Genomic DNA, 25,855 nt, shown 5'->3' with positions numbered 1-25,855 from the left:
ATGGCTATTCTGGGATTACAGGGCGTGCGCGGGGGGACTGGCGTCACGTCCATTACGGCTGCACTCGCCTGGGCGCTGCAATTGCTCGGTGAAACGGTGCTGGCGATCGACGCCAGCCCGGATAATATGCTGCGCTTTTTTTTCAATACCGACGTCCATCATCAGGACGGCTGGGCGCGGGCGCTGCTCGACGGTCGGGACTGGCGCGACGCGGGTCTGCGCTATACGCAACATATCGATCTGCTGCCGTTTGGCCAGCTCAGCGCCGGCGAAAGAGAAAATGCTGACCAGCTGCAGCCCGCGCTGGGGGCGATGGCGGAGGCTGTGCAGCAGCTGCAGAGCCAGTACCGCTGGCTACTGCTGGATCTGCCGAGCGGCTATTCGCCGTTGACCCGCGAGCTGCTGACGCTGTGCGATCGCACGCTGGTGGTGGTCCATCCCGACGCCAATAGCCATATCCGTCTACACCAGCAGCCCCTTCCGGCCAACAGCGACATTCTGATTAACGACCTGCGGGTCGGCAGCCAACTGCAGGAAGATCTCTATCAACTGTGGCTCGAGAGCCAGCCGCGCATCCTGCCGGTGACGATTCACCGCGACGAGGCGATGGCTGAGTGCCTGGCGGCGAAACAACCTCTCGGCGAGTATCGCCAGGACTCTCTGGCGGCGGAAGAGGTGCTGACCCTGGCGAACTGGTGCCTGATCCACTATACCGGCGGGAGGGCGGGATGATCCGCCTTAGCACGCTGCTGCTGGCTCCGCCGGTAGGGGAACGGCTGCGCGCGCGCTATGATGACTATCGGCAGCACGGGGCCTCCTGGCTGTCGGCGTCGCTTGGCTGTCTGTGGGCGTCGCTGGTCTGGGCGCTGATGCCGCTGGAGACGCCGCGCTGGCAGGCGATTCTGGCCCACCATGAAACCTATTTTCCCCATATTAATCCGCATCGCCCGCGTCCGCTGGACCCGCTGCGCTATCTATTGCAATCCCTGTGGCTGCTGGCGACGCGCGTGCCGGAGCCGGAAAAAAAGGTCAACTGGCGCTCGCTGGCGGCCCTGGAAGGGGTGCACGGTCGCTATACGCAATGGCTGGAGAAACTGCCTGAACAGGTGAACGCCCGCACCGGCCATCTGGATAAACAGAAAGAGCTGGCGCACCTTAATCCGAAGCTGCGCCGGGCGATCCTTGGGGGGGTGACCTTCTGCTCGCTGGTGCTGGCGCTAATGTGTATTACGCAGCCCTTTAACCCGCTGTCGCAGTTTATCTTCCTGATGCTGCTGTGGGGCGTGGCGCTGCTGGTGCGCCGCATCCCGGGGCGTTTCTCGGCGCTGATGCTTATCGTGCTGTCGCTGACGGTGTCGTGCCGCTATATCTGGTGGCGCTATACCTCGACGCTGAACTGGAACGACCCGGTAAGCCTGGTGTGCGGGATCATTCTGCTGTTCGCAGAGACCTACGCCTGGGTGGTGCTGGTGCTGGGCTACTTCCAGGTGGTCTGGCCGCTGAACCGCCAGCCGGTGCCGCTGCCGGAGGATATGGATCTGTGGCCAACCGTGGACATCTTCGTCCCTACCTACAACGAAGATCTCAACGTGGTGAAAAACACCATTTACGCCTCGCAGGGCATCGACTGGCCGAAGGATAAGCTGAACATCTGGATCCTCGACGATGGCGGACGGGAAGCGTTTCGCCAGTTTGCCAAAGATGTCGGGGTGCACTATATCGCCCGTACCAGCCACGAGCACGCCAAGGCCGGCAACATCAACAATGCGCTGAAATACGCCAAAGGGGAGTTCGTCTCGATCTTTGACTGCGACCACGTGCCGACGCGCTCGTTTCTGCAGATGACCATGGGCTGGTTCCTGAAAGAGAAAGAGCTGGCGATGATGCAGACCCCGCACCACTTCTTCTCGCCCGATCCCTTTGAGCGCAACCTTGGCCGCTTTCGCAAAACGCCGAACGAAGGGACGCTGTTCTACGGCCTGGTGCAGGACGGGAACGACATGTGGGACGCCACCTTCTTCTGCGGCTCCTGCGCCGTTATCCGTCGCGGCCCGCTGGATGAGATTGGCGGGATAGCCGTCGAAACGGTAACCGAAGATGCCCATACCTCCCTGCGTCTGCACCGGCGGGGACACACCTCAGCCTATATGCGGATCCCGCAGGCGGCGGGGCTGGCGACGGAGAGTTTATCCGCGCATATCGGCCAGCGCATCCGCTGGGCGCGCGGAATGGTGCAGATTTTCCGGCTCGATAACCCGCTGTTTGGCAAAGGCCTGAAGCTGGCGCAGCGCGTCTGCTACGCCAACGCCATGCTCCACTTCCTCTCCGGTATTCCGCGCCTCATTTTCCTCACGGCGCCGCTGGCCTTTTTGCTGCTCCATGCCTATATCATTTATGCGCCCGCGCTGATGATCGCGCTGTTCGTGTTGCCGCACATGATCCACGCCAGCCTGACCAACTCGAAGATTCAGGGCAAATACCGCCATTCGTTCTGGAGTGAAATCTACGAGACGGTGCTGGCCTGGTATATCGCGCCACCCACCTTTGTCGCGCTCATTAACCCGCATAAAGGCAAATTCAACGTCACCGCGAAGGGCGGGCTGGTGGAAGAAGAGTATGTCGACTGGGTGATCTCCCGGCCCTATATCTACCTCGTACTGCTCAATCTGGTCGGCGTCGCGGTGGGGATCTGGCGATTTATGTACGGCCCGGAAAACGAAATCCTCACCGTCTGGGTGAGTATTGTCTGGGTGTTCTACAACCTGATTATTCTTGGCGGTGCGGTGGCGGTCTCGGTCGAAAGCAAACAGGTCCGCCGTTCGCATCGTGTCGAAATGAGCATGCCGGCGGCCATTGCCCGCGAAGATGGCCATCTGTTCTCCTGCACGGTGCACGACTATTCCGACGGCGGGCTGGGGATCAAAATTCACGGCGACGCGCAGGTGCTGGAAGGCCAGAACGCCAGGCTGCTGCTCAAACGGGGACAGCAGGAGTATGCCTTCCCGGTAAGAGTCGCGCGGGTCAACGGCAGCGAAGTGGGACTCCAGCTGTTGCCGTTGACCAACCAACAGCATATCGATTTTGTGCAGTGTACGTTTGCCCGCGCTGATACGTGGGCGCTTTGGCAGGATAGCTTCCCGGAAGACAAGCCGATGGAAAGCCTGCTGGATATCCTCAAGCTGGGCTTCCGTGGCTATCGTCACCTGGCGGAGTTTTCACCGCCGTCGGTGAAGGTGGTTTTCCGCGCGCTCACTTCGCTGGTGGCCTGGATAGTGTCGTTTGTACCCCGACGCCCTGAACGCGCCGCGCCGACGCTCTCCGCAGACCCGGCAATGGCTCAACAATGATGATAATGCGATGAAAAGAAAACTTTCCTGGATGTGTGCAGTAGCGGTGGGCATGTGCAGCTGGTATCCGCTGGCCTCTTATGCGGCGCCGGCCGCCGTGGCGAACGCCGCCCCTGGCGTTCAGCCGCAGGTAGCGACCCCGGGTGCGCCGATCGTGGTGGGCGAGCCGACGGCGACCCTCGCCGAACCGACCGCTCCGGCGGTAGTGGCCGAGAACGTCCCGCAGCGGGAGGTGAAGCTAACCTTTGCCACCATCGCGCCGCCGCCCGGCAGCATCGTGCTGCGCGGCTCACGGCCTGACGCATCGGTCGAATTCGGCATGCGCAGCGATGAGCTGGTCGCCAACGCGCTGCTCAATCTGGAATACACCCCATCGCCCTCGCTGCTGCCCGTGCAGTCGCAGCTGAAAGTCTATCTCAACGATGAGCTGATGGGCGTCCTGCCCGTGACTAAAGAGCAACTGGGGAAAAAGATCCGCGCGCAGTTGCCGATTGACCCGCTATACATCACCGACTTCAACCGCGTACGGCTGGAGTTTGTCGGCCACTACCGCGATGTCTGTGAAAACCCGGCCAGCAGTACGCTGTGGCTGGACGTCGGGCGCGAAAGCTATCTGGATCTCACCTATCAGTCGCTGAAGGTGCGTAACGATCTGTCGCACTTCCCGGTGCCGTTCTACGATCCGCGCGATAACCGCCCGCTGACGCTACCGATGATTTTCCCGGCCTCGCCGGCGGTCGCTCAGCAGCAGGCGGCGGCGATTGTCGCCTCCTGGTTCGGCAGCAAGGCCGGCTGGCGCGGCCAGCAGTTCCCGGTCTATTTCAACGAACTGCCGGATCGTAACGCCATTGTGTTCGCCACTAACGACAAGCGCCCGGACTTCCTGCGCGATCATCCGCCGGTCAAGGCGCCGACCATCGAAATGATCGACAACCCGAACGATCCTTACGTCAAGCTGCTGGTGATTTTCGGCCGCGATGATAACGACCTGCTGCTGGCGGCGAAGGGGATTGCCCAGGGCAATATTTTATTCCGCGGCAGCAGCGTCACCGTGGACGGCATCAAAACCCTGCAGCCGCGTCAGCCTTACGACGCGCCGAACTGGGTGCGCACCGACCGTTCGGTCACCTTTGCTGAGCTGAAAACCTATGAGCAACAGCTGCAGTCCAGCGGTCTGGTGCCGGATGCCATCACCGTGGCGCTTCACCTGCCGCCGGATCTCTATTTGCTGCGGGCCAACGGCATCGATATGGATCTGAAATATCGCTACACCATGCCACCGGTGAAGGACAGCTCGCGGATGGATATCAGCCTCAACGACCAGTTCCTGCAGTCATTCAGCCTCAACAGTGCTCAGGACGTGAATAAACTGATCCTGCGTCTGCCGGTGCTGCAGGGGCTGCTGGACGGCAAATCAGAGGTCACCATCCCCGCGCTGCGTCTCGGGGCGGTCAACCAGCTGCGCTTTGACTTCCAGTACATGAACCCGATGCCGGGCGGCTCCATCGACAACTGTATTACCTTCCAGCCGGTGCAGAACCATGTGGTGATCGGTGACGATTCGACCATCGACTTCTCAAAGTATTATCACTTTATCGCCCTGCCGGACCTGCGCGTCTTCGCCAACGCGGGCTTCCCATATAGCCGTATGGCGGATCTCGCCGACACGCTGGTGGTGGTGCCGAAGGCGCCGACCCAGGGTCAGGTGGCGACGCTGCTGCAGGCGCTGGGCGGCATTGGTTCGCAGACCGGTCTGGCGGCGATTAATCTGCAGATGACCGACGATGGCACCCAGATCAAGGATAAAGACGCAGATCTGCTGCTGATCGGCGCGATCCCATCGGCCCTCAAGGACGACACCAAAATCAACCTGCTGGTTGAGGCGACCAAAAGCTGGGTGAAAATGCCGATGCGCCACTATGACCTGGCGAGCATTTATCCCGACGATGAGGCCCGCACGCCCAACACGCGTACCGACATTACCTCCACCGGACCGATGGCGGCGGTGATTGGCTTCCAGTCGCCGTATAACGATCAGCGCAGCGTGGTGGCCTTGCTGGCCGACAGCCCGCGCGGTAATGAACTGCTGACCAACGCCCTCAACGACAGCGGTAAGCGGGCAGCAATGTTTGGGTCGGTGGCAGTGATCCGTGAGTCCGGCGTCAACAGCCTGCGAGTGGGCGACGTTTACTATGTCGGCCATCTGCCCTGGTTCGAGCGTATCTGGTTCGCGCTCTCTAACCACCCGATCCTGCTGGCGATCTTCGCTGCCATCAGTATCGTGCTGCTGGCGTGGGTGCTGTGGCGCATGCTGCGCATCATCAGCCGCCGCCGTCTTAGCCTGGATGATGAATAAATCATGATGAAAGTACTTTGTGGCGCGGTGCTCTCCGCGCTGCTGCTGGCGGCGGCCCCGGTGGGCGCCGCCTGCCAGTGGCCCGCCTGGGAGCAGTTTAAAAAAGCGTACGTCAGCCCTGAGGGTCGGGTGATTGACCCCAGCGATGCGCGCAAAATCTCCACCTCAGAAGGACAGAGCTATGGCCTGTTCTTCGCCCTGGCAGCCAACGATCGCGCAGGGTTCGACAAACTGCTGACCTGGACGCAGAACAACCTGGCGGAAGGTGACTTGCGACAACATCTGCCGGGCTGGCTGTGGGGGAAAAAGGACGACAAGCAGTGGACCCTGCTGGACAGCAACTCGGCATCCGACTCGGATCTGTGGATAGCCTGGGCGCTGCTGGAGGCGGGCCGCCTGTGGCAGCAGCCGCAGTATACCGAGACCGGAAAAGCGCTGCTGGCGCGGATTGTCGATGAAGAGACAGTGGCGGTGCCGGGCCTTGGCACGATGCTGCTGCCGGGAAAAGTCGGTTTTGCCGATGACAGCGGCTGGCGGTTTAACCCCAGCTATCTTCCGCCGCAGCTGGCCACCTACTTTGTGCGTTTTGGCGCGCCGTGGCCTGCCCTGCGCGACAGTAACCTGCGCCTGCTGCTGGAAACCGCGCCGAAAGGCTTTACCCCGGACTGGGTGCGCTATGAGAAAGGGAAAGGCTGGCAGCTGAAAACCGAGAAACCGCTGATCGGTAGCTATGACGCGATTCGCGTCTACCTGTGGGTGGGCATGCTCCATGAAGGCGATAAGCAGAAAGCGCGCCTGCTGCAACGCTTTGCGCCGATGGCGGCGCAGACCACGGAGCAGGGGGTGCCCCCGGAGAAAGTGAATATTGCCACCGGCAAGACCAGCGGCCAGGGACCCGTGGGCTTCTCCGCGGTGATGCTACCATTTTTACAGGACGACGAGGCCCGGTCGGTGCAACGCCAGCGCGTCGCCGATAACTATCCCGGCGCGGATGCCTACTATAGCGCGGTCCTGACGCTGTTCGGCCAGGGGTGGGATCAACACCGTTTTCGTTTCACTGCGGGTGGCGAATTACAACCTGACTGGAACCAGGAATGCGCAAGCTCTCACTAAGTTTACTCACGCTGTCCCTCGGCGTTGCGCTGCTGCCGTTAGCGCAGGCGGCGACGACGCCTGCCCAGGAACATCTGCTGGAGCAGGTGCGCCTCGGCGAGGCCAGCCACCGTGAAGACCTGGTGCGCCAGTCGCTGTACCGCCTGGAGCTGATTGACCCCAACAACCCGGACCTGATTGCCGCGCGGATGCGCTACCTGCTGCGTCAGGGGGATGCCGCCGGGGCGCAAAAAGAGCTGGAACGACTAACGAAGCTGGCGCCGGACTCTCCGGAACTGAAAGCATCGCGCAATGAGATGAAAAGCAACACCGGCGAGGGCCGGCAGGCGCTGCAGCAGGCGCGACTGCTGGGCGTGGCCGGGAAGGTCGATGAAGCCATCGCCGCCTATGAAAAACTGTACGGCGGCGTGCCGGATGACGTTGACGTCGCCATTGAATACTGGACGCTGGTGGCGCGCCTGCCGGCCCGCCATAGCGAAGGCGTCAGCCAGTTGAAAAAACTGAACGCCAGCACGCCGGGCAACGTCAGCCTGCTGACTTCGCTGGCGAAGCAGATGTTTGCCGATAACAAACCGCAGGAAGGGTTCGCCTATCTGGCGGAGATGGCCCGCTCGGCCTCAGGGCGTGGTATCGCCGCCGATATGTGGTTCAGTGAGGTGAAAAGCATGCCGGTGAGCAAGGCCAGCGTGCAGGCGTTGCAGCAATTTCTCCTGCAGTTCCCCACCGGCTCGGTGGCGGCCAACGCCCGCGTTCTGCTCGACCAGCAGCAGGCGCAGCTGCAGGATCCGACCTTCCGCGCCCGCTCGGAAGGGCTGGCGGCGGTCAAGTCCGGGAATGCCTCGCAGGCGGTCGCGGATCTGCAGAAAGCCGTTCAGGCCGACAGCCGCGACAGCGATGCGGTGGGTGCCCTCGGCCAGGCCTATTCTCAGCGCGGTGACCGCGCGCGAGCTGTGTCGCAGCTCAATAAAGCGATTGCCATGGACCCCGACAGCCCGAACCGCGGCAAATGGGACAGCCTGCTGCAAACCAACCGTTACTGGCTACTGATCAAGCAGGGGGATAACGCCCTGAAGGCCGGCCAGCTTTCGCAGGCGCAGAACTATTATGCCCAGGCGCAGCGGGTCGATCGGACCGACAGCTATGCCGTGCTGGGGCTGGGGGACGTTGCGGCGGCGCGCAAAGAGGCGGCGGCGGCGGAGCGCTATTACCAGCAGGCGTTGCGCCTGGATCGCGGCAATAACCTGGCGGTGCGCGGCCTGGCCAACCTCTATCGCGCCGAATCGCCGGAGAAAGCCAGCGCCTGGATCGCCGGCCTCCCTCCCGCTCAGCGGCGGAGCATCGATGATATTGAGCGCAGCCTGACCAACGACCGGCTGGAGAAACAGGCGCAGGCCCTGGAAAGCCAGGGCAACTGGGCGCAGGCGGCGGAAGTTCAGCGTCGGCGCCTGGCGCTGGATCCGGACAGCGTGTGGATAACCTACCGTCTGGCGCGCGATCTGGTTAGCGCCGGTGAGCGCCAGGAGGCCGACGCACTGATGCGGGCGATGGTCAACCGCCAGCCGCAGGATGCTGAACGGGTCTACGCCTCGGGGCTCTACCTGTCGGGGAACGACCAGGACGATCTGGCCCTGGCGCAAATCGCCGCTCTGCCGCGCAGCGCGTGGACGGATAACATTCGTGAACTTGAGGCGCGTCTGCAAAGCGACCGGGTGCTGCGCCAGGCCAACCAGCTGCGCGACAGCGGTGACGAAGCGCAGGCGATCGCCCTTATCCAACAGCAGCCCGCCTCGGTGCGCTATGACCTGACGCTGGCCGACTGGGCGCAGCAGCGCGGCGATAGCCAGACGGCGATTGCCGACTATCAGCGGGTGCTGCGCCAGGAGGCCGATAACGGCGATGCGCGCCTTGGCCTTGCGGAAGTCTACCTGGCCGAGGGCGATAAACAGGCCGCCCGGGCGCAGGTCATGCAGCTGAAAGGCGCAGAGACCGAATCCATGAATATGCAGCGTCGGGTCGCCCTGGCGCGAGCCGGCCTTGGCGATACCGCTGATGCCCAACAGATTTTTAACCAGATTGTGCCGCAGGCGAAGGCGCAGCCGCCCTCTATGGAGAGTGCGCTGGTGCTGCGCGATGCCGCGCGCTTTGCCACCCAGACCGGGGCGCCGCAGCAGGCGCTGACGCACTACCGGGAGGCGATGGTGGCCTCCGGGATCACCCCCGCGCAGCCGCAGGACAACGATACCTTTACGCGGCTGACGCGCAACGACAGCCGGGATGACTGGCTGAAGCGCGGGATCCGCAGCGATGCCGCCGACCTTTATCGCCAGCAGGATTTGAACGTCACCCTGGAACACGACTTCTGGGGTTCCAGCGGCACCGGCGGCTATTCCGACCTGAAGGCGCATACCACCATGCTGCAGGTGGATGCTCCGCTGGCGGATGGCCGGATGTTCTTCCGCACCGATCTGGTCAATATGGATGCCGGCAGCTTTTCCACCCACAGCGACGGGAGCTACTCGCCCAGCTGGGGTACCTGCGGGGAGATCGCCTGTACCAGCGGCAGTAAAAACCAGACCGACAGCGGGGCCAGCGTGGCGGTCGGCTGGAAGAATGACACCTGGAGCGGCGATATCGGCACCACGCCGATGGGCTTCAATGTCGTCGATGTGGTGGGGGGGCTGAGCTACAGCAGCGATGTCGGGCCGGTGGGGTACACGGTCAACGTCCACCGGCGCCCCATCTCCAGCTCGCTGCTCTCCTTTGGCGGGCAGAAAGACAGCAGCAGCCATACCGGCACCACCTGGGGCGGCGTCCGCGCCGACGGCGGCGGCCTGAGCCTCAGCTATGACCGGGGCGAAGCGCACGGTATCTGGTCCTCACTGGGGGCCGACTCGCTGACCGGTAAAAACGTGGCGGATAACTGGCGCGTGCGCTGGATGACCGGGTACTACTACAAGGTCATCAACGAGAATAATCGTCGCGTCACCGTCGGCCTCAACAATATGATCTGGCACTACGACAAAGATCTCAGCGGCTACACCCTCGGCCAGGGCGGCTACTACAGCCCGCAGGAATATCTCTCATTCGCCGTGCCGGTGACCTGGCGTCAGCGTACCGAGAACTGGTCCTGGGAGCTCGGCGGGTCGGTGTCATGGTCCCATTCGCGCACCCAGACGCAAGCCCGTTATCCGCTGCTGAACCTGATCCCGTCCGACTACCGCCAGCGCGCCAGCGAGCTGACGGAGCAGGGAAGCAGCAGCCAGGGATTTGGTTACACCGCCAGAGCGCTGGTGGAGCGGCGGGTGACCAGCAACTGGTTCGTCGGCGCCGCGGTCGATATTCAGCAGGCGAAGGATTACACCCCGAGCCATGCGCTGCTTTACGTCCGCTACTCGGCGGCCGGTTGGCAGGGGGATCTGGATATGCCGCCCCAGCCGCTGGTGCCCTACGCCGACTGGTAGCAGAATAGGCTGAATTACGTCACAGAGCGCCACTCCACGGCGCGCTTCGCGTATACTCGTGTGTCATTGCCCACCGCCGGCCGCCGGGGAGGCTTTCCCGGCGTCTGCGCTAGCGCGCGGAAATATCCCGCCACTTCATCCCTCGCGGGCGTGGGCGAAGGATTTAAGTATATAATCAGCCTGAAACGACCGGGATTGAAGGATTGATGCCGGGTATGCATTCAGTATCAGTGGAGAACACCGTTGCGCGTCAGCCGTTCACTTACAATCAAACAGATGGCGATGGTCGCGAGCGTGTCCATGGCATTTGTATTGGTTTTTTGCACTATTTTGCTGTTTCACTTTGTGCAACAGAGTCGCTTTACCACGGCCACGCAGTTAGAAAGTATCGCGCGATCCGTTCGCGAACCGTTATCTGCGGCTATTCTGAAAGCCGATATTCCGGAAGCGGAAGCCATTTTGAGCCGTATCCAGCCTGCTGGCATCGTCAGCCGGGCGGATGTGGTATTGCCGAACCAGTTCCAGGCGCTGCGGATGCGATTTATCCCCGAGCGGCCGGTGCCGGTGACCGTCACCCGGCTGTTTGAGCTGCCGGTGCAGATTTCGTTACCTATTTATTCACTGGAGCGGCCAGCCAACCCGCAGCCGCTGGCCTATCTGGTGCTGCAGGCCGACTCCTATCGCATGTATAAGTTTGTCATGAGCGCCCTTGCTACGTTAGTGACGGCTTACTTACTTTTGGTGCTAATGCTGACGGTGGCGCTGACCTGGTGTATCAACCGGCTGATGGTGCGCCCGTTGCGGCGTATCGCCCGTGAGCTGAACGATCTCTCTCAGCAGGAGCGTCTCGGCCATCAGCTAACGCTCCCGCGCCTGCATCACGACGACGAGATCGGCATGCTGGTGCGCAGCTATAACCGCAACCAGCAGAGCCTGGTGCGCCAGCATGATGAGCTGTCCATCCAGTCGACCCGCTTCCCGGTCTCCGAGCTGCCGAATAAAGCCTTTCTGCTGGCGATGCTGGAGCAGACGGTGGCCCGCCCGCAGAGCGCCGCGCTGATCGTCGTCGCCTGCGAAACCCTGCAGGACGCCGCCGGCGTCCTCAAGGAGAGCCAGCGCGAAATGCTGCTCCTGACGCTGGTGGAGAAGCTGCGAGCCGCCATTCCGCCGCAAATGGTGCTGGCTCAGGTGAGCGGGTATGACTTCGCGATTCTCGCCGATGGCCTTGCTGAACCGTGGCAGGCGGTGACGTTAAGTAAGCAAGTGCTCACTATTATTAATGAGCGTTTGCCGCTGCATGGGCTGCAGCTGCGCCCCTACGCCAGCGTCGGGATCGCCATGTTCCACGCCGGGCTCAGTGCCGAACAGTTTTACCGGCGCGCGGTGTCGGCTGCCGTCACCGCACGACGTAAAGGCAAAAACCAGATTGAGTTCTTCGATCCCGAGCAGATGGAAAAGGCTCAGCGCCGTCTGATGGAAGAGCACGACATTATGACCGCCCTCGACAACCAGCAGTTCGCTATCTGGCTGCAACCGCAGGTGGCCTGCGCCAGCGGCGAGATCTGCGGCGCCGAGGTGCTGCTGCGCCAGCGGCAGGCGGATGGCAGCTGGTCGCTACCGCCGTCGCTGATTGAGCGTATTGAGTCCTGCGGGCTGATTATCCCGGTCGGCTACTGGGTGATGGAAGAGGCCTGCCGCCAGCTGGCGGCCTGGCAAAGCCAGGGGATTATGCTGCCGCTGTCGGTCAATGTTTCCCTGCTCCAGCTGCTGGAACACGATCGTGGTGAGGAGATGCTGAAGCTGATCGCCCGCTACCGCATTGCCCCGGGCACCCTCATCCTCGAGGTGACGGAGAGCTGTCGGATGGACGATCCGCAGGATGTGATGGCGCGGTTGCGACCGCTGCGCGAGGCCGGGGTGCAGATTGCGCTGGATGACTTTGGCATGGGTTATGCCGGGTTGCACCAGCTGCAGCAGATGAAGGCCCTGCCGGTGGATATTCTGAAAATCGATAAGGTATTCATCGATATGCTGCCGGAGGATGTCAGCATGGTGCCGGCGATGATCCAGCTTGCGCGCGGCCTGTCGCTGCGTATCGTGGCGGAAGGAGTGGAGAGCGACGCCCAGTACCGCTGGTTGCAAACCGCTGGCGTCGAGGTGCTCCAGGGCCATCTGTTCGGTTGCGCTTTGCCGCAGGAGGCATTCAGCGCGCGCTATTTATCTCCGGTCCAGGAGGATGCAAATTTGTAAATATTTTGTTGACTTGTGCGAGTCAGCTCAAAGATTTTAACAATTGCGTTGCACTTTCGGCGTTAGTTATTTCTGAAATGTTTCCAGGGTGTTATTTTTAAGCCACAGACGTCAAATATCCCTTCTTGCTCTGTGGTTATTCCCAAAGGACACCCTATGAAAACCTCTATCTTTAAAAGCCTCTATGTCCAGGTTCTGACGGCCATAGCGATCGGTATTCTGCTGGGCCATTTTTACCCGGAACTGGGCGCGCAAATGAAACCCCTCGGCGACGCCTTCGTTAAGCTGATTAAAATGGTGATTGCTCCGGTTATCTTCTGTACCGTCGTGACGGGGATCGCCGGGATGGAGAGTATGAAAGCCGTCGGCCGTACCGGTGCGGTGGCGCTGCTCTATTTCGAAGTGGTCAGCACTATCGCGCTGATTATCGGTCTGATTATTGTCAACGTGGTGCAGCCGGGCGCCGGCATGAACGTTGACCCGTCGACGCTCGATGCGAAAGCGGTGGCGATGTACGCTGAGCAGGCGAAAGACCAGGGGGTGGTGGCCTTTTTACTGGATGTGATCCCGGGCAGCGTCATCGGCGCCTTCGCCAGCGGCAACATTCTGCAGGTTCTGCTGTTCGCTGTCCTGTTTGGTTTTGCCCTGCACCGTCTGGGCAGCAAAGGTCAGCTGATTTTCAACGTCATTGAAAGCTTCTCGCAGGTCATCTTCGGCATCATCAATATGATCATGCGCCTGGCGCCGATCGGTGCCTTCGGGGCCATGGCCTTTACCATTGGTAAATATGGCGTCGGCACCCTGGTGCAGCTGGGGCAGCTGATTATCTGCTTCTATATCACCTGTATCCTGTTTGTGGTCGTCGTGCTGGGCAGCATCGCCCGGGCCACCGGCTTTAGCATCTTCAAATTTATCCGCTATATCCGTGAGGAGCTGCTGATTGTGCTGGGGACCTCCTCGTCAGAATCGGCGCTGCCGAGAATGCTCGACAAAATGGAGAAGCTGGGCTGCCGCAAATCGGTGGTGGGCCTGGTGATCCCGACCGGCTATTCATTCAACCTCGATGGCACCTCTATCTATCTGACGATGGCCGCGGTCTTTATTGCCCAGGCGACCAACAGCCATATGGATATTTTCCACCAGATCACCTTGCTGGTGGTGCTGCTGCTCTCCTCGAAAGGGGCGGCAGGGGTGACCGGCAGCGGCTTCATCGTGCTGGCGGCGACCATCTCCGCCGTCGGGCATTTACCGGTGGCCGGCCTGGCGCTGATCCTCGGTATCGACCGCTTTATGTCCGAAGCCCGTGCGCTGACCAACCTGGTGGGTAACGGCGTCGCTACGGTGGTGGTGGCCAAATGGGTCAAAGAACTGGATGCCAAACAGATGGATGATGTTCTGAATAACCGTGTTCCAGCGAACAAATCGCACGAATTATCCTCTTAAATCCTCCTCTTAGGCCCGTACTCCCTTGCTGGAGTACGGGCTCCTGCGCATAATTAGAGGTCATTTCCGCCCGGCGGAAATGACACGAAATGATTATTTTGCGTTGTCATGCGACATTTTCGTCTCCGTGTGGTCTAACCGACGTATTTCACTCTCACTTTTTTCGGCAGCCCGTCAGTGGGGTGCTGTTGTAACCAGGAATGTTCATCAGGGGTTCACATGCAGGGCACAACAATTAAACTCTTAACGGGCGGTTTGCTGATGGTAGCGGCGGCCGGTTATGTGCAGGCAGAAGCGCTCCAGCCTGATCCGGCCTGGCAACAAGGGACCTTAGCGAATGGTTTGACGTGGCAGGTGCTGGCCACGCCGCAGCGTCCCAGCGACCGTATTGAAGTCCGTCTGTCCGTGAATATTGGCTCGCTGAGCGAAAGCACTCAGCAGAGCGGTTTCAGCCGCTTTATTCCCCGCCTGGCGTTGACGCAAAGCGGTAGCCTGCCAACGATGCAGGCGCGCTCTTTATGGCAGCAGAGTATTGACCCGAAGCGTCCTCTGCCGCCGGCCATCGTCTCTTACGATTACACGATGTTTAATCTCAGTCTGCCCAATAACCGCAACGATTTGCTGAAAGAGGCGCTGAGCTGGCTGGCGGACGCCAGCGGTAAGCTGACCATTACGCCTGAATCGATCAATCATGCGCTGCAGGGCAGCGACATGGTGGCGACCTGGCCGCTGGATACCAAAGAGGGCTGGTGGCGCTACCGCCTGAAAGGGTCCACTATGCTGGGCCATGATCCCGCAGCGCCGCTGAAGCAGCCGATTGACGTGGCGCACCTGAAAGACTTTTATCATAAATGGTACACCCCCGACGCCATGACGCTGATTGTGGTCGGTAACGTCGACAGCCGCAGCGTCGCCGAGCAAATCAGTAAAACCTTCGGCGATCTGAAGGGCAAGCGGGAAACACCCGCGGCGGTGCCGACCTTATCACCACTGCCTACCGTGCCGGTCAGCATCATGACCAGCGCGGTGCGGCAGGACAAACTGTCCATCATGTGGGATGCGCCCTGGCAGCCAATCCGTGATTCCGCGGCGCTGCAGCGCTACTGGCGCGACGACCTCGCCCGCGAAGCGCTGTTCTGGCATGTGCAGCAGAGCCTGAGCAAAAATAACGTGAAGGATATTGGTCTTGGCTTTGACTGCCGGGTGCTCTATCAGCGCGCGCAGTGCGCCATCAACATCGAATCGCCGGGCGAGCGTCTGAACAACAACCTGAGCGTGGTCTCGCGCGAGCTGGCGAAAGTGCGGGACAACGGCCTGCCGCAGGAGGAGTTTGACGCGCTTATCGCCCAGAAAAGCCTTGAGCTGCAGAAGCTGTTTGCCACCTATGCGCGCACGGACACCGACATTCTGATGAGCCAGCGCATGCGCTCTCTGCAGAATCAGGTAGTGGATATCGCGCCGGAGCAGTACCAGAAGCTGCGCCAGGAGTTCCTCAACTCCCTGACGGTCGACATGCTGAACCAGTACCTGCGTCAGCAGCTGTCTCAGGATATGGCGCTGGTGCTGCAGCAGCCGAAAGGCGAACCGGAATATAACATGAAGGAACTGCAGGCTACGTGGGAAAAACTGATGGCGCCGAATCCGGCGGCCGCGGCGGTCAGCGGTAGCGCTGATACGGTTGACGCTCACAGCGAGGCCAGCGATATCCCGCCAGGGCAGTAACCTAACGCCTCTCCGGCGCGCCAGCGGCGGCCGGAGAGCGCTTCCTGTGGAGAATTACTGCGGCATCGCTTCCCGTGGGATGATCGCCCCACGATACTGGATCACCGTGCTGGCGGTCAGGTGTCCGCGTTTGGCGGCGGATTCAGCATCACCACCGGTCAGGCGAACAGCCAGATAACCGGCGCTGAAGGAGTCTCCGGCGGCGGTGGTATCCACCACCTTCTCTTTGGCCAGCCTGACAGCCGGCACTTCCTGTAGCGGTTGCCCGCTAACCGAGACCAGGCAGGCATCCGCCCCGCGCTTCACCACCACCTCTTCCACTCCGGCGGCATGCGTGCGGGCGATCACCTCAGCAACCGGTTTTTCCCCCCACAGCGCGTCTTCATCATCGAGGGTCAGAAACGCGATATCGGTGCAGGCGAGCATCTCCTGATAGACCTGCTGCGTCTCCGCCTGGCTGGCCCACAGGCGTGGACGATAGTTGTTGTCGAAGATCACCTTGCCGCCGTTGGCGCGGCACTCACGCAGCAGCGTGAACAGCTTGTCGCGGCTGGCCGGGCTGAGAATGGCGAGGCTGATGCCGCTCAGATAGAGATAGTCGAAAGTGGCCAGCTCTTCACAAATCGCCGCCGCGCGATCGCTCTCCAGCCAGAACTTTGCCGCCGCCTCGTTGCGCCAGTAGTAGAAGGTGCGCTCGCCGGTATCATCAGTTTCAATGTAATACAGCCCCGGCAGGCGGTCGGCCATCCGCTGGATAAGATCGGTGTTGACGTTTTCCTGCTGCCAGCTGTCGAGCATCTGCTGGCTGAAGGCATCGGTTCCCAGCGCGGTGACATAGTGGACGTTCAGCGCACTGGCATCGGTCTGCCTTGCGATATAGACCGAGGTGTTTAAGGTATCGCCGCCAAAGCCGCGGTTAACGGCCCCGTTCTTCTCTGACAGCTCAATCATGCATTCGCCAATGACGGCAATTTTTTTAGACATAGCCAGAACCTGCAATGGAATCGATATGAGCGCTAGTGTGCGCTGCGCTGTTTTACTGGTCAATCATATTAAAACATCGTTCCATTATTTTTTTGACCTGACGCGCGTAATGTGACGAAAAGCGCATTTCCAGGAGAAACGCCGCTTTTTGACTATATTCAGGACTGACGTGATGCAAAAGGAGCGGAGTAGGGATGAGCAGAACCCGTAAAACGTTGGTTATCATCACAGGAACGATACTGTTGCTGATCGTTCTTTTCTTTATCGTGCTGGCCACCTTTGACTGGAACCGGCTGAAGCCGACGATCAATCAGAAAGTGTCCGCTGAGCTTAACCGCCCGTTCGCCATCCGTGGCGATCTCGGTGTGGTCTGGGAGCGGCAGCCGGACGAGCGCGGCTGGCGCAGCTGGATCCCGTGGCCGCACGTGCACGCGGAGGATATCGTGCTGGGCAACCCGCCGGCCATCCCCCAGGTGACCATGATCCACCTGCCGCGGGTGGAGGCGACCCTCGCCCCGCTGGCGCTGCTGAGCAAAACGGTGTACCTGCCGTGGATCAAGCTGGAACAGCCCGACGTGCGGCTGATCCGCCTGGCGGAAGACAACAATAACTGGACCTTTCAGCTGGCAGGCGATCAGCGTACGTCGGGCGATAGCGCCCCCTCCAGCTGGTCCTTTCGCCTTGATAACATTCTCTTTGATCGCGGGACTATCGCCATTGATGACAAGATCACTCGCAGCGATATCACCATCCTCGTCGATCCCCTCGGCAAACCGCTGCCGTTCAGCGAAGTGACCGGAGCCGACGATCGCCATACCGCGACGAAAGTGGGTGACTATGTCTTTGGCCTGTCGCTGAAGGGCCGCTACAAGGATCAGCCGGTCACCGGCAACGGTAAAATCGGCGGTATGCTGGCCCTGCGCAGCGCAAGCACCCCTTTTCCATTGCAGGGCGACTTCCACTCCGGCAACACGCGGGTGGCGTTCAGCGGTACGGTCAGCGACCCGCTCAACGTCGGCGGCATCGACCTGCGGCTGAAATTCGCCGGCGACTCGCTGCGCGATCTCTACGACCTGACCGGCGTGCTGCTGCCGGAGACGCCATCGTTCTCTACCGACGGCCGCTTGCGCGCCGACTTTAAGCAGAAAAACAGCATGCGCTTTGACTATCAGGATTTTAATGGTCGGATCGGCGATAGCGACATTCATGGCTCCCTGACCTACACCACCGGCAAACCGCGGCCGAAACTCAGCGGCGATATGGAGTCGAAGCAGCTGCGGCTGGCGGACCTCGGGCCGTTAATCGGTGTCGACTCTGGCAAAGGGACGAAGAAAAGCGCTTCGCGCCAGGCGAGCGACCGGCCGCAGCCGGCGGGTAAAGTGCTGCCGGCAGACCGCTTTGAAACCGATAAATGGCAGGTGATGGATGCCGATGTTCGTTTTAAGGGCCGGAGAATTGAGCACGGTGGCACCCTGCCGATCAGCGATCTGTCGACCCACGTGATCCTGGAAGATGGCGACCTGCGCCTGCAGCCGGTGCGCTTTGGCCTGGCCAATGGTTCGATTGCCGGCAGCGTACACCTGCAGGGCGATAAAAAGCCGCTGCAGGGTGAGGCCAATCTGCAGGCGCGACGCCTGAAGCTGAAGGCGCTGATGCCGAACGTCGAGATGATGCAGAAAACCCTCGGCGAGATGAATGGCGATGTCCAGCTGCGCGGCAGCGGTAACTCGGTGGCAGCCCTGCTCGGCAACAGTAATGGCAATCTGAAGCTACTGATGAACGACGGCCTGATCAGTCGCAACCTGATGGAAATTCTCGGTCTTAACGTCGGCAACTACCTGATAGGCCAGATTTTTGGCGATGAGGAGGTCCGGGTGAACTGTGCGGCGGCCAATATCGACGTGACCAACGGTGTCGCCCGGCCGCAGATTTTTGCCTTTGATACGGAAAACGCGCTGATCAATGTGACCGGGACCGCCAGCTTCGCCTCCGAGCAGCTGGACCTGACCATCGATCCGGAAAGTAAAGGCTTCCGGGTGATCACGCTGCGTTCACCGCTGTATGTTCGGGGCACTTTTAAATCGCCGCAGGCGGGGGTGAAGGCCGGGCCGCTGATTGTCCGCGGTGCGGTTGCGGCCGCGCTGGCAACCCTGGTGACGCCGGCCGCCGCGCTGTTGGCGCTGGTCTCCCCGGCGGAGGGCGATAGCAACCAGTGCCGGACCATTTTGTCGCAGATGAAAAAGTAGGGGAGAGCCCTGACGCCGCTGGCGTCAGGGCGAAGGATCACAACGACTGGTGGCGGGTCTCGTGGGTCAGCAGCAGGGCGATCAGCGTCAGCGCCGCCATCGCCGCCAGATAGGTGCCGACCGCCGCCAGGCCGTAGTTGCCCTGCAGCCAGGCGGCAATGTACGGTGCGACCGAGGCGCCGAGGATCGACGACACGTTATAGGAGAATGACGCGCCAGTGTAGCGCACTTCCGTCGGGAACAGCTCCGGGAGCAGCGCGCCCATCGGGCCAAAAGTCAGTCCCATCAGGCTTAAACCCAGCAGCAGGAAGGCGAACACCAGCAGCGGGTTACCGGAGCCCAGCAGCGGTTTAAAAGCGAACAGGGCGAACAAAATAATCATCGTGGTGATGACAATCATGCTCTTACGACGGCCAAAGGCGTCCGCCAGCAGGCCGGCGACAGGTACCATCACGCCAAAGCCAATCACCGCCATCATCAACATCCACAGCACTTCGTTACGCGGCAGGCCCAGGCCATTCGGTGCGGCGCCGGTGCTGAAGGTCATCGAGTAGACGGTCATGATGTAGAACAGGGTATAGGTTGCCAGCATGATGAAGGTGCCCAGCACCGTCACGCGGACGTGTTTGGTCAACAGGGTACCCAGCGGGATTTTGACCTGTTTTTTCGCCGCCGCCACTTTGGCGAAGACCGGCGTTTCGTGCAGCGAGACGCGAACGTACAGACCGATGATCACCAGCACGGCGGAGAAGATAAACGGCACGCGCCAGCCCCACGCCATAAACTGCTGGTCGGTCAGCAGCCAGGAGAGCAGCAGGAAGGTGCCGTTGGCGAAGAAGAAGCCGATCGGCGCGCCCAACTGCGGGAAGGAGCCGTACAGGGCCCGCTTGCGCGGCGGGGCGTTTTCCGTAGCCAGCAGCGCTGCGCCGCCCCATTCCCCTCCGAGGCCAAGGCCTTGACCGAAACGCGCCAGCGCCAGCAGCATCGGCGCGACAATGCCAATGCTTTCATAGCCGGGCAACAGGCCGATCACCACGGTGGAGATCCCCATGGTTAACAGTGAAGCCACGAGGGTGACCTTGCGGCCGACGCGATCGCCGAAGTGGCCAAACAGCGCGGAGCCGATCGGCCGGGCGACGAAGGCGATGGCGAAGGTGGCCAGCGACTGCAGGGTGGCCGCGGCGGGATCACCCTGCGGGAAAAAGATATGCGGGAAGACGATGACCGCGGCAGTGGCATAGATGTAGAAGTCGAAAAACTCAATGGCGGTGCCAATGAGCGAGGCGACAACGACTTTGTTGCGTGAGTTGACCGGGGCGGTTTCCTGCGAGTTTTCGAGTGTGGTGGCTGTGGCTTGCATAGATCTTTCTTATTTTTGCGCGAACGAAAAGCCATATAGCCACAGCCACAGGGACATTTCAATCTGTAACAAACGCCGGGAATGGCCAAAAAACAGGCAAAAAGCGGATAATTTTTACACCAGTAAAAATAGTTCTATGAAATGCTTCACACAATTAAAAAGATAGAGGATAAAACCAGTTTTGAGTTAAATAAAAGTTAATGGGTGGATTTATCTACTGAAATAAAGCGCGAGGATGAATTTTGTCTCTTCAATTCATCCTCGCAATGCGTTAACGGTGGGTTTTGCCCGGCATCCGCCGGTCGTCTTTATACTCCGCGGTGGCGATCCACGCGGCGCAGAATAGCGTCAGACGGGCAAAGAAATAGAAAAAGGCCATCAGCCCCAGCACCGAACCGAATGCCGCCCCGGAGGGGGATTTCACCAGCGCCGGCAGCGTCCAGGTCATGACGATTTTGATGATTTCAAAGCCAATCGCTGCGATAAGCGTGCCGCGAAACAGGGCTTTGCGCCGCGGACGATGGCGCGGCAGACGCCAGAAGATCCAGAAAAAGAGCAGATAGTTGGCAAAAATCGAGATGGCGAGGCCGATCAGCCGCCAGGCGGGTTTCAGCCATTCAATGTTGTCGAGATACAGCGCGGAGATAATCAACTGCTGGGCGGAACCGGCGACAGAGGTGATCGACAGCGTAATGATCAGCGCCACCAGCAGACCGATTAACGAGATAAGATCGCGGAAGTATTTTATCCAGATTTTCTCCTCGTCCTGCGGTCGGCGTTCCCAGACGTCGCGCGACTGGGCGCGGATCGCTTCACGCAGATTGCCCATCCAGTTAATACCGGAATAGAGCGCGACCAGCAGGCCGACCAGACCGACGGCGGTACGCTGTTGCACCGCGGTGTTGATGGTGTTTTTCAAGGTCGCCGCCAGCGTTGGGTCGCTGACGTTTTGCAGAATTTTGTCGAAAATGTCCTGCAGCAGGGTCGGGTGCCAGGCCAGCACGAAGCCGGCGGCGGCAAAGGAGACCATCAGGATCGGGATCATCGACAGGAACGAGAAGTAGGTGATGGCCGCGCCGAACTGATTGCCCAGTCGGTCATTGAAACGTTCTGCGGCGCGTAACAGATGGGCAATCACCGGGTTGCGTTGTACCTTGGCCGCCGTTCCGGTGACGGTCTTCAACGCCTGGCTGGCTTTTTGCCCGACGGCCGTGTCATTGAGGGCCTCGAGCGTACTTTTGTTTTTCTCCGGCTGTGTGTCCGGTTCCTGTGGTGGGCGTCGATCGTCGTTTTCCGGCGTCATACGTGATTTCTTCCTTTTTTACAGCGAGATTCAGCAAAAAGTATACCTTAAATGCCGTATCTTGCAGGAACCCATCTGCCCGCCACCCGTTCACCATCCGCGGGGATCAATCGACATAATCTTTCATCAACCCGCCCAGCCACTCCATAAACAAGTGCACGCGGCGGGAGAGATTGCGCCGATGAGGGTAGATAAGCGAGACCGGCAGCGGCTCGGCGCGGTACTGGGGCAGGATCTCAATCAGGTCGCCAGCGCGTAACGCCTCGCGCACGCCGGTGCGCGGAACCTGAATGATCCCCAGCCCGGCGATACAGGCTGCCTGATAGGTTTCCGTACTGTTGACCGTCAATATGCCGCCGGTTTTTACCCAGCGGACGGCGCCATCCAGCATGACCTCAAAGCCGGAAGGCCGGACCCCGAGGGTGCTGGCGTAATGGATCAGGGCATGATCCGCCAGATCCTCCAGGGATTGCGGGTAGCCAAATCGCGCAAGGTAGTCCGGGCTGGCGCAGTTAATTTGCGTCAGCTTGCCCAGTGGGCGGGCGATAAGCCCCGAGTCTTTGAGCGCGCCGACGCGCACCACGCAGTCAAACCCCTCGCGGATCACGTCCACCAGCCGATCGCTGCTGCTCAGCTCCAGTTCGATGCCCGGATACTGCTGTAAAAAAGTCGGCAGATGAGGGATCACCAGTTTTTTAGCAAAACCGACCGGCATATCCACCCGCAGCCGGCCGCTGATGCTCGCCGGATCGTGCTGGAACATACCGTCCAGTTCATCGAGGTTGCTCAGCAGATCCTTTGCCCGTTCATAGTAGACCATCCCATCCTGGGTGAGCTGAACCCGGCGGGTAGTGCGGTGCAGGAGCCGCACGCCAAGATGACTTTCCAGGGCCTGAATCTGCCGCGAGACGCTGCCTTTAGGTAGCGCAAGGGTCTCGGCGGCGCGGGAAAAACTCTCCAGATCCGCTACGCGAATGAATAACTGCATTGCATGAATTTTATCCATGCCGATCGCCTATTGTTGTTATGGATGAAACAGTAAAACGTAATGTAGCGTATTTATTGTTTCACTGGCAGTTAATAAGCTAGAACACAATCACAACGCAACCTGAAAGGGGTCTTCTGATGACACAACGTATCGCTTTAGTGACCGGCGGCAGCCGCGGTCTGGGTAAAAACGCCGCGTTGAAGCTGGCGGCGAAGGGAACCGATATTCTTCTGACTTACCACAGCAACCGCCAGGCGGCCCTCGATGTGGTAGCAGAAATAGAGCAAAAAGGGGTCAAAGCGGCAGCATTAGCGCTGAACGTCGGGGATACCTCAAGTTTTGACGCTTTCGCCAGCGAGGTGGTGCAGGTGCTGGCGCAGAAGTGGGGGCGCACCACCTTTGATTATTTACTGAACAACGCCGGGATTGGCCTCAACGTGCCCTTCGCCGAGACCAGCGAAGCGCAGTTTGACGAGCTGATGAACATCCAGTTCAAAGGACCGTTTTTCCTGACCCAGCGGCTGCTGCCTCTCCTGCAGGACGGGGGGCGGATCCTCAATGTTTCCAGCGGCCTGGCGCGCTTTGCCCTGCCGGGTTATGCGGCCTACGCTGCGATGAAGGGAGCGATGGAGGTCCTGACCCGCTATCAGGCGAAAGAGCTGGGTGGGCGCGGTATTTCGGTGAATATCATCGCGCCGGGGGCCATCGAGACCGACTTTGGCGGCGGCGTGGTGCGCGATAACGCCGAGGTGAATCAGCATATTGCCGCCCAGACCGCGCTGGGGCGGGTTGGGCTACCGGATGATATAGGCGATGCCATCGCCGCCCTGCTCAGCGATGAGCTGGCGTGGATGAACGCGCAGCGCGTGGAAGTCTCGGGCGGGATGTTCCTCTGATCCTGACAGCCCCCAGCGTGTGACCGGCGGTGCGCTACGGCGCATCGCCCTCCCCACGTAGCCGACCGAACAGCCAGTCGTTGTGCCAGCGCCCGTTCAGCCAGTAGTTCTCCCGCAGCTCCCCTTCCAGCCTGAACCTGGCTTTGAGCAGTAACTGCTTAGACGCCTCGTTGCCGGCGGTGACGCTGGCGGTCAGGCGGCGGACGCCGCCGGTGGTAAAGGCGTAGTCGCACAGCGCGCGCAGCGATTCGTAGCCGTAGCCCCGACCCTGCGCCGACGGAGCGAAGAGAAAGCCAACCTCGGCAATGTCGCGGTGATGATGTTGGTAACCGGTCAGGCCGAGCGGGGCATGGGTGAGCCTGTCGCGCACCACCAGACACAGCCAGTGTTCGTCCCCCGGCGCCCACGGCGGCAGGCGCGAATCAAACGCCTCGCGGATGGCCGCCTGCGGCCGGGGATCGGCGACGTAAAGCATGACCTGCGGATCCTGCAGCAGGGCGAGAAAAAACGACCAGTCATCCAGCTGCAGCGGTGAGCAGCGCAGGCGCGGCGTCAGGAGTTCAGGCATAAGCGTCATTCCGGGCAGGGCGAATCCTCTGAACATAGCAGGAGAACGCCGCCGGGAACAGCCCGACTAGGTTGGCTCACCGTACAGGCCAATCAGTCGGCGCACCACGCCGTTGGTCCAGCCAAAGCCATCCTGCAGGGGATACTCACCACCGCCACCCTCATGGGGGACGCCGGTGGCAATATGGTATTTCTCAATCAGCTTGTGATGCTGCTTGTAAAAGTGATTGACCGTCTGCAGCCAGCTCCAGGCAATCTCATCCCCCAGCGGATCCTGGCCGTAACGTTTAAATCCCTGGATCGCCATCCACTGCAGCGGCGCCCAGCCGTTGGGTTTATCCCACTGCTCACCGCTTTCATATTCGGTGGCCATGATCCCCCCGGGGGTGAGCAGGCGGGCCCGCACCGCATCGGCAAGGCGTTCTGCCTGCTCGTGAGTCGCCAGGCCGACGTAAAGGGTGACGATGCTGGCCGCGGAAAACAGCGCCAGCTGTTCGCGGCGCCAGTCATAATCGCGGAAACAGCCGTTCTCATCGTCCCACAGATAGCGGTTGACCGCCGCCCGCCGATCCTGGGCCTTCTGGCGGAAGGCCGCCTCCGTCTCGCGATCGCCCTTCAGGCCGGAGAGGTTGGCGATGGTCGTCTCCAGCTTGAACAGGAAGGCGTTCAGGTCGATGGGGATAAACTGCGTCGTGCGGATACTGGCCAGCCGCGTGATATCCCGCAGCCAGCGGCTGGAGTAGTCCCAGCCGGACGCGGCGCCCGCCCGCAGGTCGCGGTACACTTCATTGGCGGGCCGCCCGGAGTGTCGGGCGGTCTCCACGTCCTCGCGCCAGGACTCATCCCGCGGCGTGTCCCGGTCGTCCCAGTAGCGATTGAGCAGGGAGCCATCCGGCATGCGCACCACGTGGCGATACGCCTGGTGAGGGATCAACGACTCGGCGCCGTCCATCCAGAAGGCGTGCTCCATCTTCAGATGGTCCAGATAGCGCTTCGCGCCGCGCACGCCGTCCTCTTCAAAGAGTTCGACCATCAGGGCAAACACCGGCGGCTGCGAACGGCTGAGGTAGTAGGTGCGATTGCCGTTCGGAATGTGGCCGTAGGTTTCAATCAGCCAGGCAAAGTTATCGGCCATGCATTTCAGCAGATCTTCCCGGCCGCTCTCCGCCAGCCCCAGCATGGTGAAATAAGAGTCCCAGTAATAGGTTTCGCTAAACCGACCGCCGGGCACAATATAGGCCTGCGGCAGCGCCAGCAGTGAAGACCAGGGGATATGATCCTGAGGCTCGCGGGTCAGCACCGGCCACAGCTTATCGATATGCTCTTTCAGCGTCAGGCTGGGGTCCGAGGTGTAGACGTCGGTCTGGTTCTCCGGCAGCCAGAAGTTGTCTTCAACGAACTGGCGCAGGTCGAAGTCGGGTTGACGCTTGGCCTTCCGGTAGTGCCGCAGGATGTCCAGCGGATCGTGTTTCGGCGCGCAGTCGGGGAAGGTTTTGCTGTCGGCAAAGATGCGTGATTTCTGCACGTTGGTAAACAGCTCAAGATAGCGATCCGCCGGGGTAAGGGCATCGGACGCCGGAAGCCCCTCGATCACCTCAGGCTCCGGTTCAGCGTCAATCATTTCATCCAGCTTTAATTCGTACGGATCGGCTTCGTAGCAGGGATCGATGTCGATCCGTAACTCGTCGTCTTCAACGTGGCGTAATTTCTGGCTGAACATAGCGATACGGACCTCCGGATAGCGTGAGTTCGGGGCCGGGCATACCCGGCCTTGTCTATTAAGCGTAGACAGTCGCTTCGGTGAGTGTGAAGCAAACTG

Annotated in this window: 16 protein-coding genes; 10 read left to right on the top strand and 6 right to left on the bottom strand. The window is 60.7% G+C overall.

Translation table 11 applies throughout. The features are described from left to right. The 8 genes from bcsQ (at nt 1) to CWM54_RS19805 (ending at nt 15,692) form a co-directional block, all read left to right on the top strand. Complete coding sequence (gene bcsQ / locus CWM54_RS19845; protein ID WP_061153021.1) at nt 1–732, top strand: cellulose biosynthesis protein BcsQ; 732 nt, start codon at nt 1–3, stop codon at nt 730–732. Continuing rightward, on the top strand, nt 729–3,347 hold the full coding sequence (gene bcsA, locus CWM54_RS19840; RefSeq protein WP_012540356.1) for a UDP-forming cellulose synthase catalytic subunit: 2,619 nt from the start codon (nt 729–731) through the stop codon (nt 3,345–3,347). Before bcsQ ends, bcsA begins: the two co-directional genes overlap by 4 nt. A gap of 10 nt (nt 3,348–3,357) precedes the next feature. Then, nucleotides 3,358–5,703: a cellulose biosynthesis cyclic di-GMP-binding regulatory protein BcsB gene (gene bcsB / locus CWM54_RS19835; RefSeq protein ID WP_100698330.1), complete on the top strand. Its 2,346-nt coding sequence runs from the start codon at nt 3,358–3,360 to the stop codon at nt 5,701–5,703. Between the two features lie 3 nt (nt 5,704–5,706). Next, nucleotides 5,707–6,816, top strand: a complete 1,110-nt coding sequence (bcsZ, locus tag CWM54_RS19830) for a cellulose synthase complex periplasmic endoglucanase BcsZ (protein ID WP_061153024.1) — start codon at nt 5,707–5,709, stop codon at nt 6,814–6,816. Then, the gene (gene bcsC / locus CWM54_RS19825) at nt 6,798–10,277 is read left to right on the top strand and encodes a cellulose synthase complex outer membrane protein BcsC (RefSeq protein WP_100680940.1); all 3,480 of its coding nucleotides are present in this window, start codon (nt 6,798–6,800) and stop codon (nt 10,275–10,277) included. The genes bcsZ and bcsC overlap by 19 nt, the downstream gene beginning before the upstream one ends. A gap of 243 nt (nt 10,278–10,520) precedes the next feature. After that, complete coding sequence (gene hmsP, locus CWM54_RS19820) at nt 10,521–12,527, top strand: biofilm formation regulator HmsP (protein ID WP_206053090.1); 2,007 nt, start codon at nt 10,521–10,523, stop codon at nt 12,525–12,527. 156 nt (nt 12,528–12,683) lie between these two features. Beyond that, nucleotides 12,684–13,970 (top strand): dicarboxylate/amino acid:cation symporter, encoded by a 1,287-nt coding sequence (locus CWM54_RS19810; RefSeq protein ID WP_061153027.1) that lies wholly within the window; start codon nt 12,684–12,686, stop codon nt 13,968–13,970. 219 nt (nt 13,971–14,189) lie between these two features. Next, nucleotides 14,190–15,692 (top strand): M16 family metallopeptidase, encoded by a 1,503-nt coding sequence (locus CWM54_RS19805; protein ID WP_061153028.1) that lies wholly within the window; start codon nt 14,190–14,192, stop codon nt 15,690–15,692. A 54-nt stretch (nt 15,693–15,746) separates the two neighbouring features. Here the strand turns inward: CWM54_RS19805 and CWM54_RS19800 are convergent, their stop codons facing one another. Continuing rightward, a complete protein-coding gene (locus tag CWM54_RS19800) occupies nt 15,747–16,676 on the bottom strand; it encodes a sugar kinase (protein WP_100680939.1) in 930 nt (309 codons plus the stop codon). A gap of 194 nt (nt 16,677–16,870) precedes the next feature. On the opposite strand from CWM54_RS19800, the gene CWM54_RS19795 reads away from it, so the two are divergent. Next, complete coding sequence (locus CWM54_RS19795; protein WP_061153030.1) at nt 16,871–18,922, top strand: AsmA family protein; 2,052 nt, start codon at nt 16,871–16,873, stop codon at nt 18,920–18,922. A gap of 37 nt (nt 18,923–18,959) precedes the next feature. Here the strand turns inward: CWM54_RS19795 and CWM54_RS19790 are convergent, their stop codons facing one another. From CWM54_RS19790 to CWM54_RS19780, 3 genes are all read right to left on the bottom strand, one after another. Continuing rightward, a complete protein-coding gene (locus CWM54_RS19790) occupies nt 18,960–20,282 on the bottom strand; it encodes an MFS transporter (RefSeq protein WP_100676313.1) in 1,323 nt (440 codons plus the stop codon). A 271-nt stretch (nt 20,283–20,553) separates the two neighbouring features. After that, a complete protein-coding gene (gene yhjD, locus CWM54_RS19785; protein WP_100680937.1) occupies nt 20,554–21,585 on the bottom strand; it encodes an inner membrane protein YhjD in 1,032 nt (343 codons plus the stop codon). Nucleotides 21,586–21,691: 106 nt separating this feature from the next. After that, nucleotides 21,692–22,591 carry a LysR family transcriptional regulator gene (locus CWM54_RS19780; RefSeq protein ID WP_061153033.1) on the bottom strand — a complete coding sequence of 300 codons (900 nt, stop codon included), beginning with the start codon at nt 22,589–22,591 and terminating at the stop codon, nt 21,692–21,694. A gap of 119 nt (nt 22,592–22,710) precedes the next feature. Between CWM54_RS19780 and CWM54_RS19775 the strand changes: the two genes are divergently transcribed. Continuing rightward, complete coding sequence (locus tag CWM54_RS19775) at nt 22,711–23,469, top strand: SDR family NAD(P)-dependent oxidoreductase (RefSeq protein ID WP_100680936.1); 759 nt, start codon at nt 22,711–22,713, stop codon at nt 23,467–23,469. A gap of 34 nt (nt 23,470–23,503) precedes the next feature. Here the strand turns inward: CWM54_RS19775 and CWM54_RS19770 are convergent, their stop codons facing one another. Next, a complete protein-coding gene (locus CWM54_RS19770; protein ID WP_100698216.1) occupies nt 23,504–24,037 on the bottom strand; it encodes a GNAT family N-acetyltransferase in 534 nt (177 codons plus the stop codon). A gap of 66 nt (nt 24,038–24,103) precedes the next feature. Beyond that, nucleotides 24,104–25,756, bottom strand: a complete 1,653-nt coding sequence (locus CWM54_RS19765; RefSeq protein ID WP_100680934.1) for an alpha,alpha-trehalase — start codon at nt 25,754–25,756, stop codon at nt 24,104–24,106. Between the last annotated feature and the right edge of the window lie 99 nt (nt 25,757–25,855).

Origin of the sequence: Klebsiella sp. D-Nf1 (genome assembly GCF_002810515.1) — a bacterium.
Classification (GTDB): domain Bacteria; phylum Pseudomonadota; class Gammaproteobacteria; order Enterobacterales; family Enterobacteriaceae; genus Klebsiella; species Klebsiella variicola.
Note: the sequence above shows the minus strand (reverse complement) of the source record. Positions and strands in the feature narration are given on the sequence as shown.

What these genes read in the sequence shown, in the direction of transcription:
- CWM54_RS19775 (WP_100680936.1), top strand. Translation starts at nt 22,711, where the DNA reads ATGACACAACGTATCGCTTTAGTGACCGGCGGCAGCCGCGGTCTGGGT.
- CWM54_RS19800 (WP_100680939.1), bottom strand. Translation starts at nt 16,676, where the DNA reads ATGTCTAAAAAAATTGCCGTCATTGGCGAATGCATGATTGAGCTGTCA.
- CWM54_RS19780 (WP_061153033.1), bottom strand. Translation starts at nt 22,591, where the DNA reads ATGGATAAAATTCATGCAATGCAGTTATTCATTCGCGTAGCGGATCTG.
- bcsQ (WP_061153021.1), top strand. Translation starts at nt 1, where the DNA reads ATGGCTATTCTGGGATTACAGGGCGTGCGCGGGGGGACTGGCGTCACG.
- bcsZ (WP_061153024.1), top strand. Translation starts at nt 5,707, where the DNA reads ATGATGAAAGTACTTTGTGGCGCGGTGCTCTCCGCGCTGCTGCTGGCG.
- CWM54_RS19805 (WP_061153028.1), top strand. Translation starts at nt 14,190, where the DNA reads ATGCAGGGCACAACAATTAAACTCTTAACGGGCGGTTTGCTGATGGTA.
- bcsA (WP_012540356.1), top strand. Translation starts at nt 729, where the DNA reads ATGATCCGCCTTAGCACGCTGCTGCTGGCTCCGCCGGTAGGGGAACGG.
- yhjD (WP_100680937.1), bottom strand. Translation starts at nt 21,585, where the DNA reads ATGACGCCGGAAAACGACGATCGACGCCCACCACAGGAACCGGACACA.
- CWM54_RS19810 (WP_061153027.1), top strand. Translation starts at nt 12,684, where the DNA reads ATGAAAACCTCTATCTTTAAAAGCCTCTATGTCCAGGTTCTGACGGCC.
- bcsB (WP_100698330.1), top strand. Translation starts at nt 3,358, where the DNA reads ATGAAAAGAAAACTTTCCTGGATGTGTGCAGTAGCGGTGGGCATGTGC.
- CWM54_RS19770 (WP_100698216.1), bottom strand. Translation starts at nt 24,037, where the DNA reads ATGCCTGAACTCCTGACGCCGCGCCTGCGCTGCTCACCGCTGCAGCTG.
- CWM54_RS19765 (WP_100680934.1), bottom strand. Translation starts at nt 25,756, where the DNA reads ATGTTCAGCCAGAAATTACGCCACGTTGAAGACGACGAGTTACGGATC.
- CWM54_RS19790 (WP_100676313.1), bottom strand. Translation starts at nt 20,282, where the DNA reads ATGCAAGCCACAGCCACCACACTCGAAAACTCGCAGGAAACCGCCCCG.
- CWM54_RS19795 (WP_061153030.1), top strand. Translation starts at nt 16,871, where the DNA reads ATGAGCAGAACCCGTAAAACGTTGGTTATCATCACAGGAACGATACTG.
- bcsC (WP_100680940.1), top strand. Translation starts at nt 6,798, where the DNA reads ATGCGCAAGCTCTCACTAAGTTTACTCACGCTGTCCCTCGGCGTTGCG.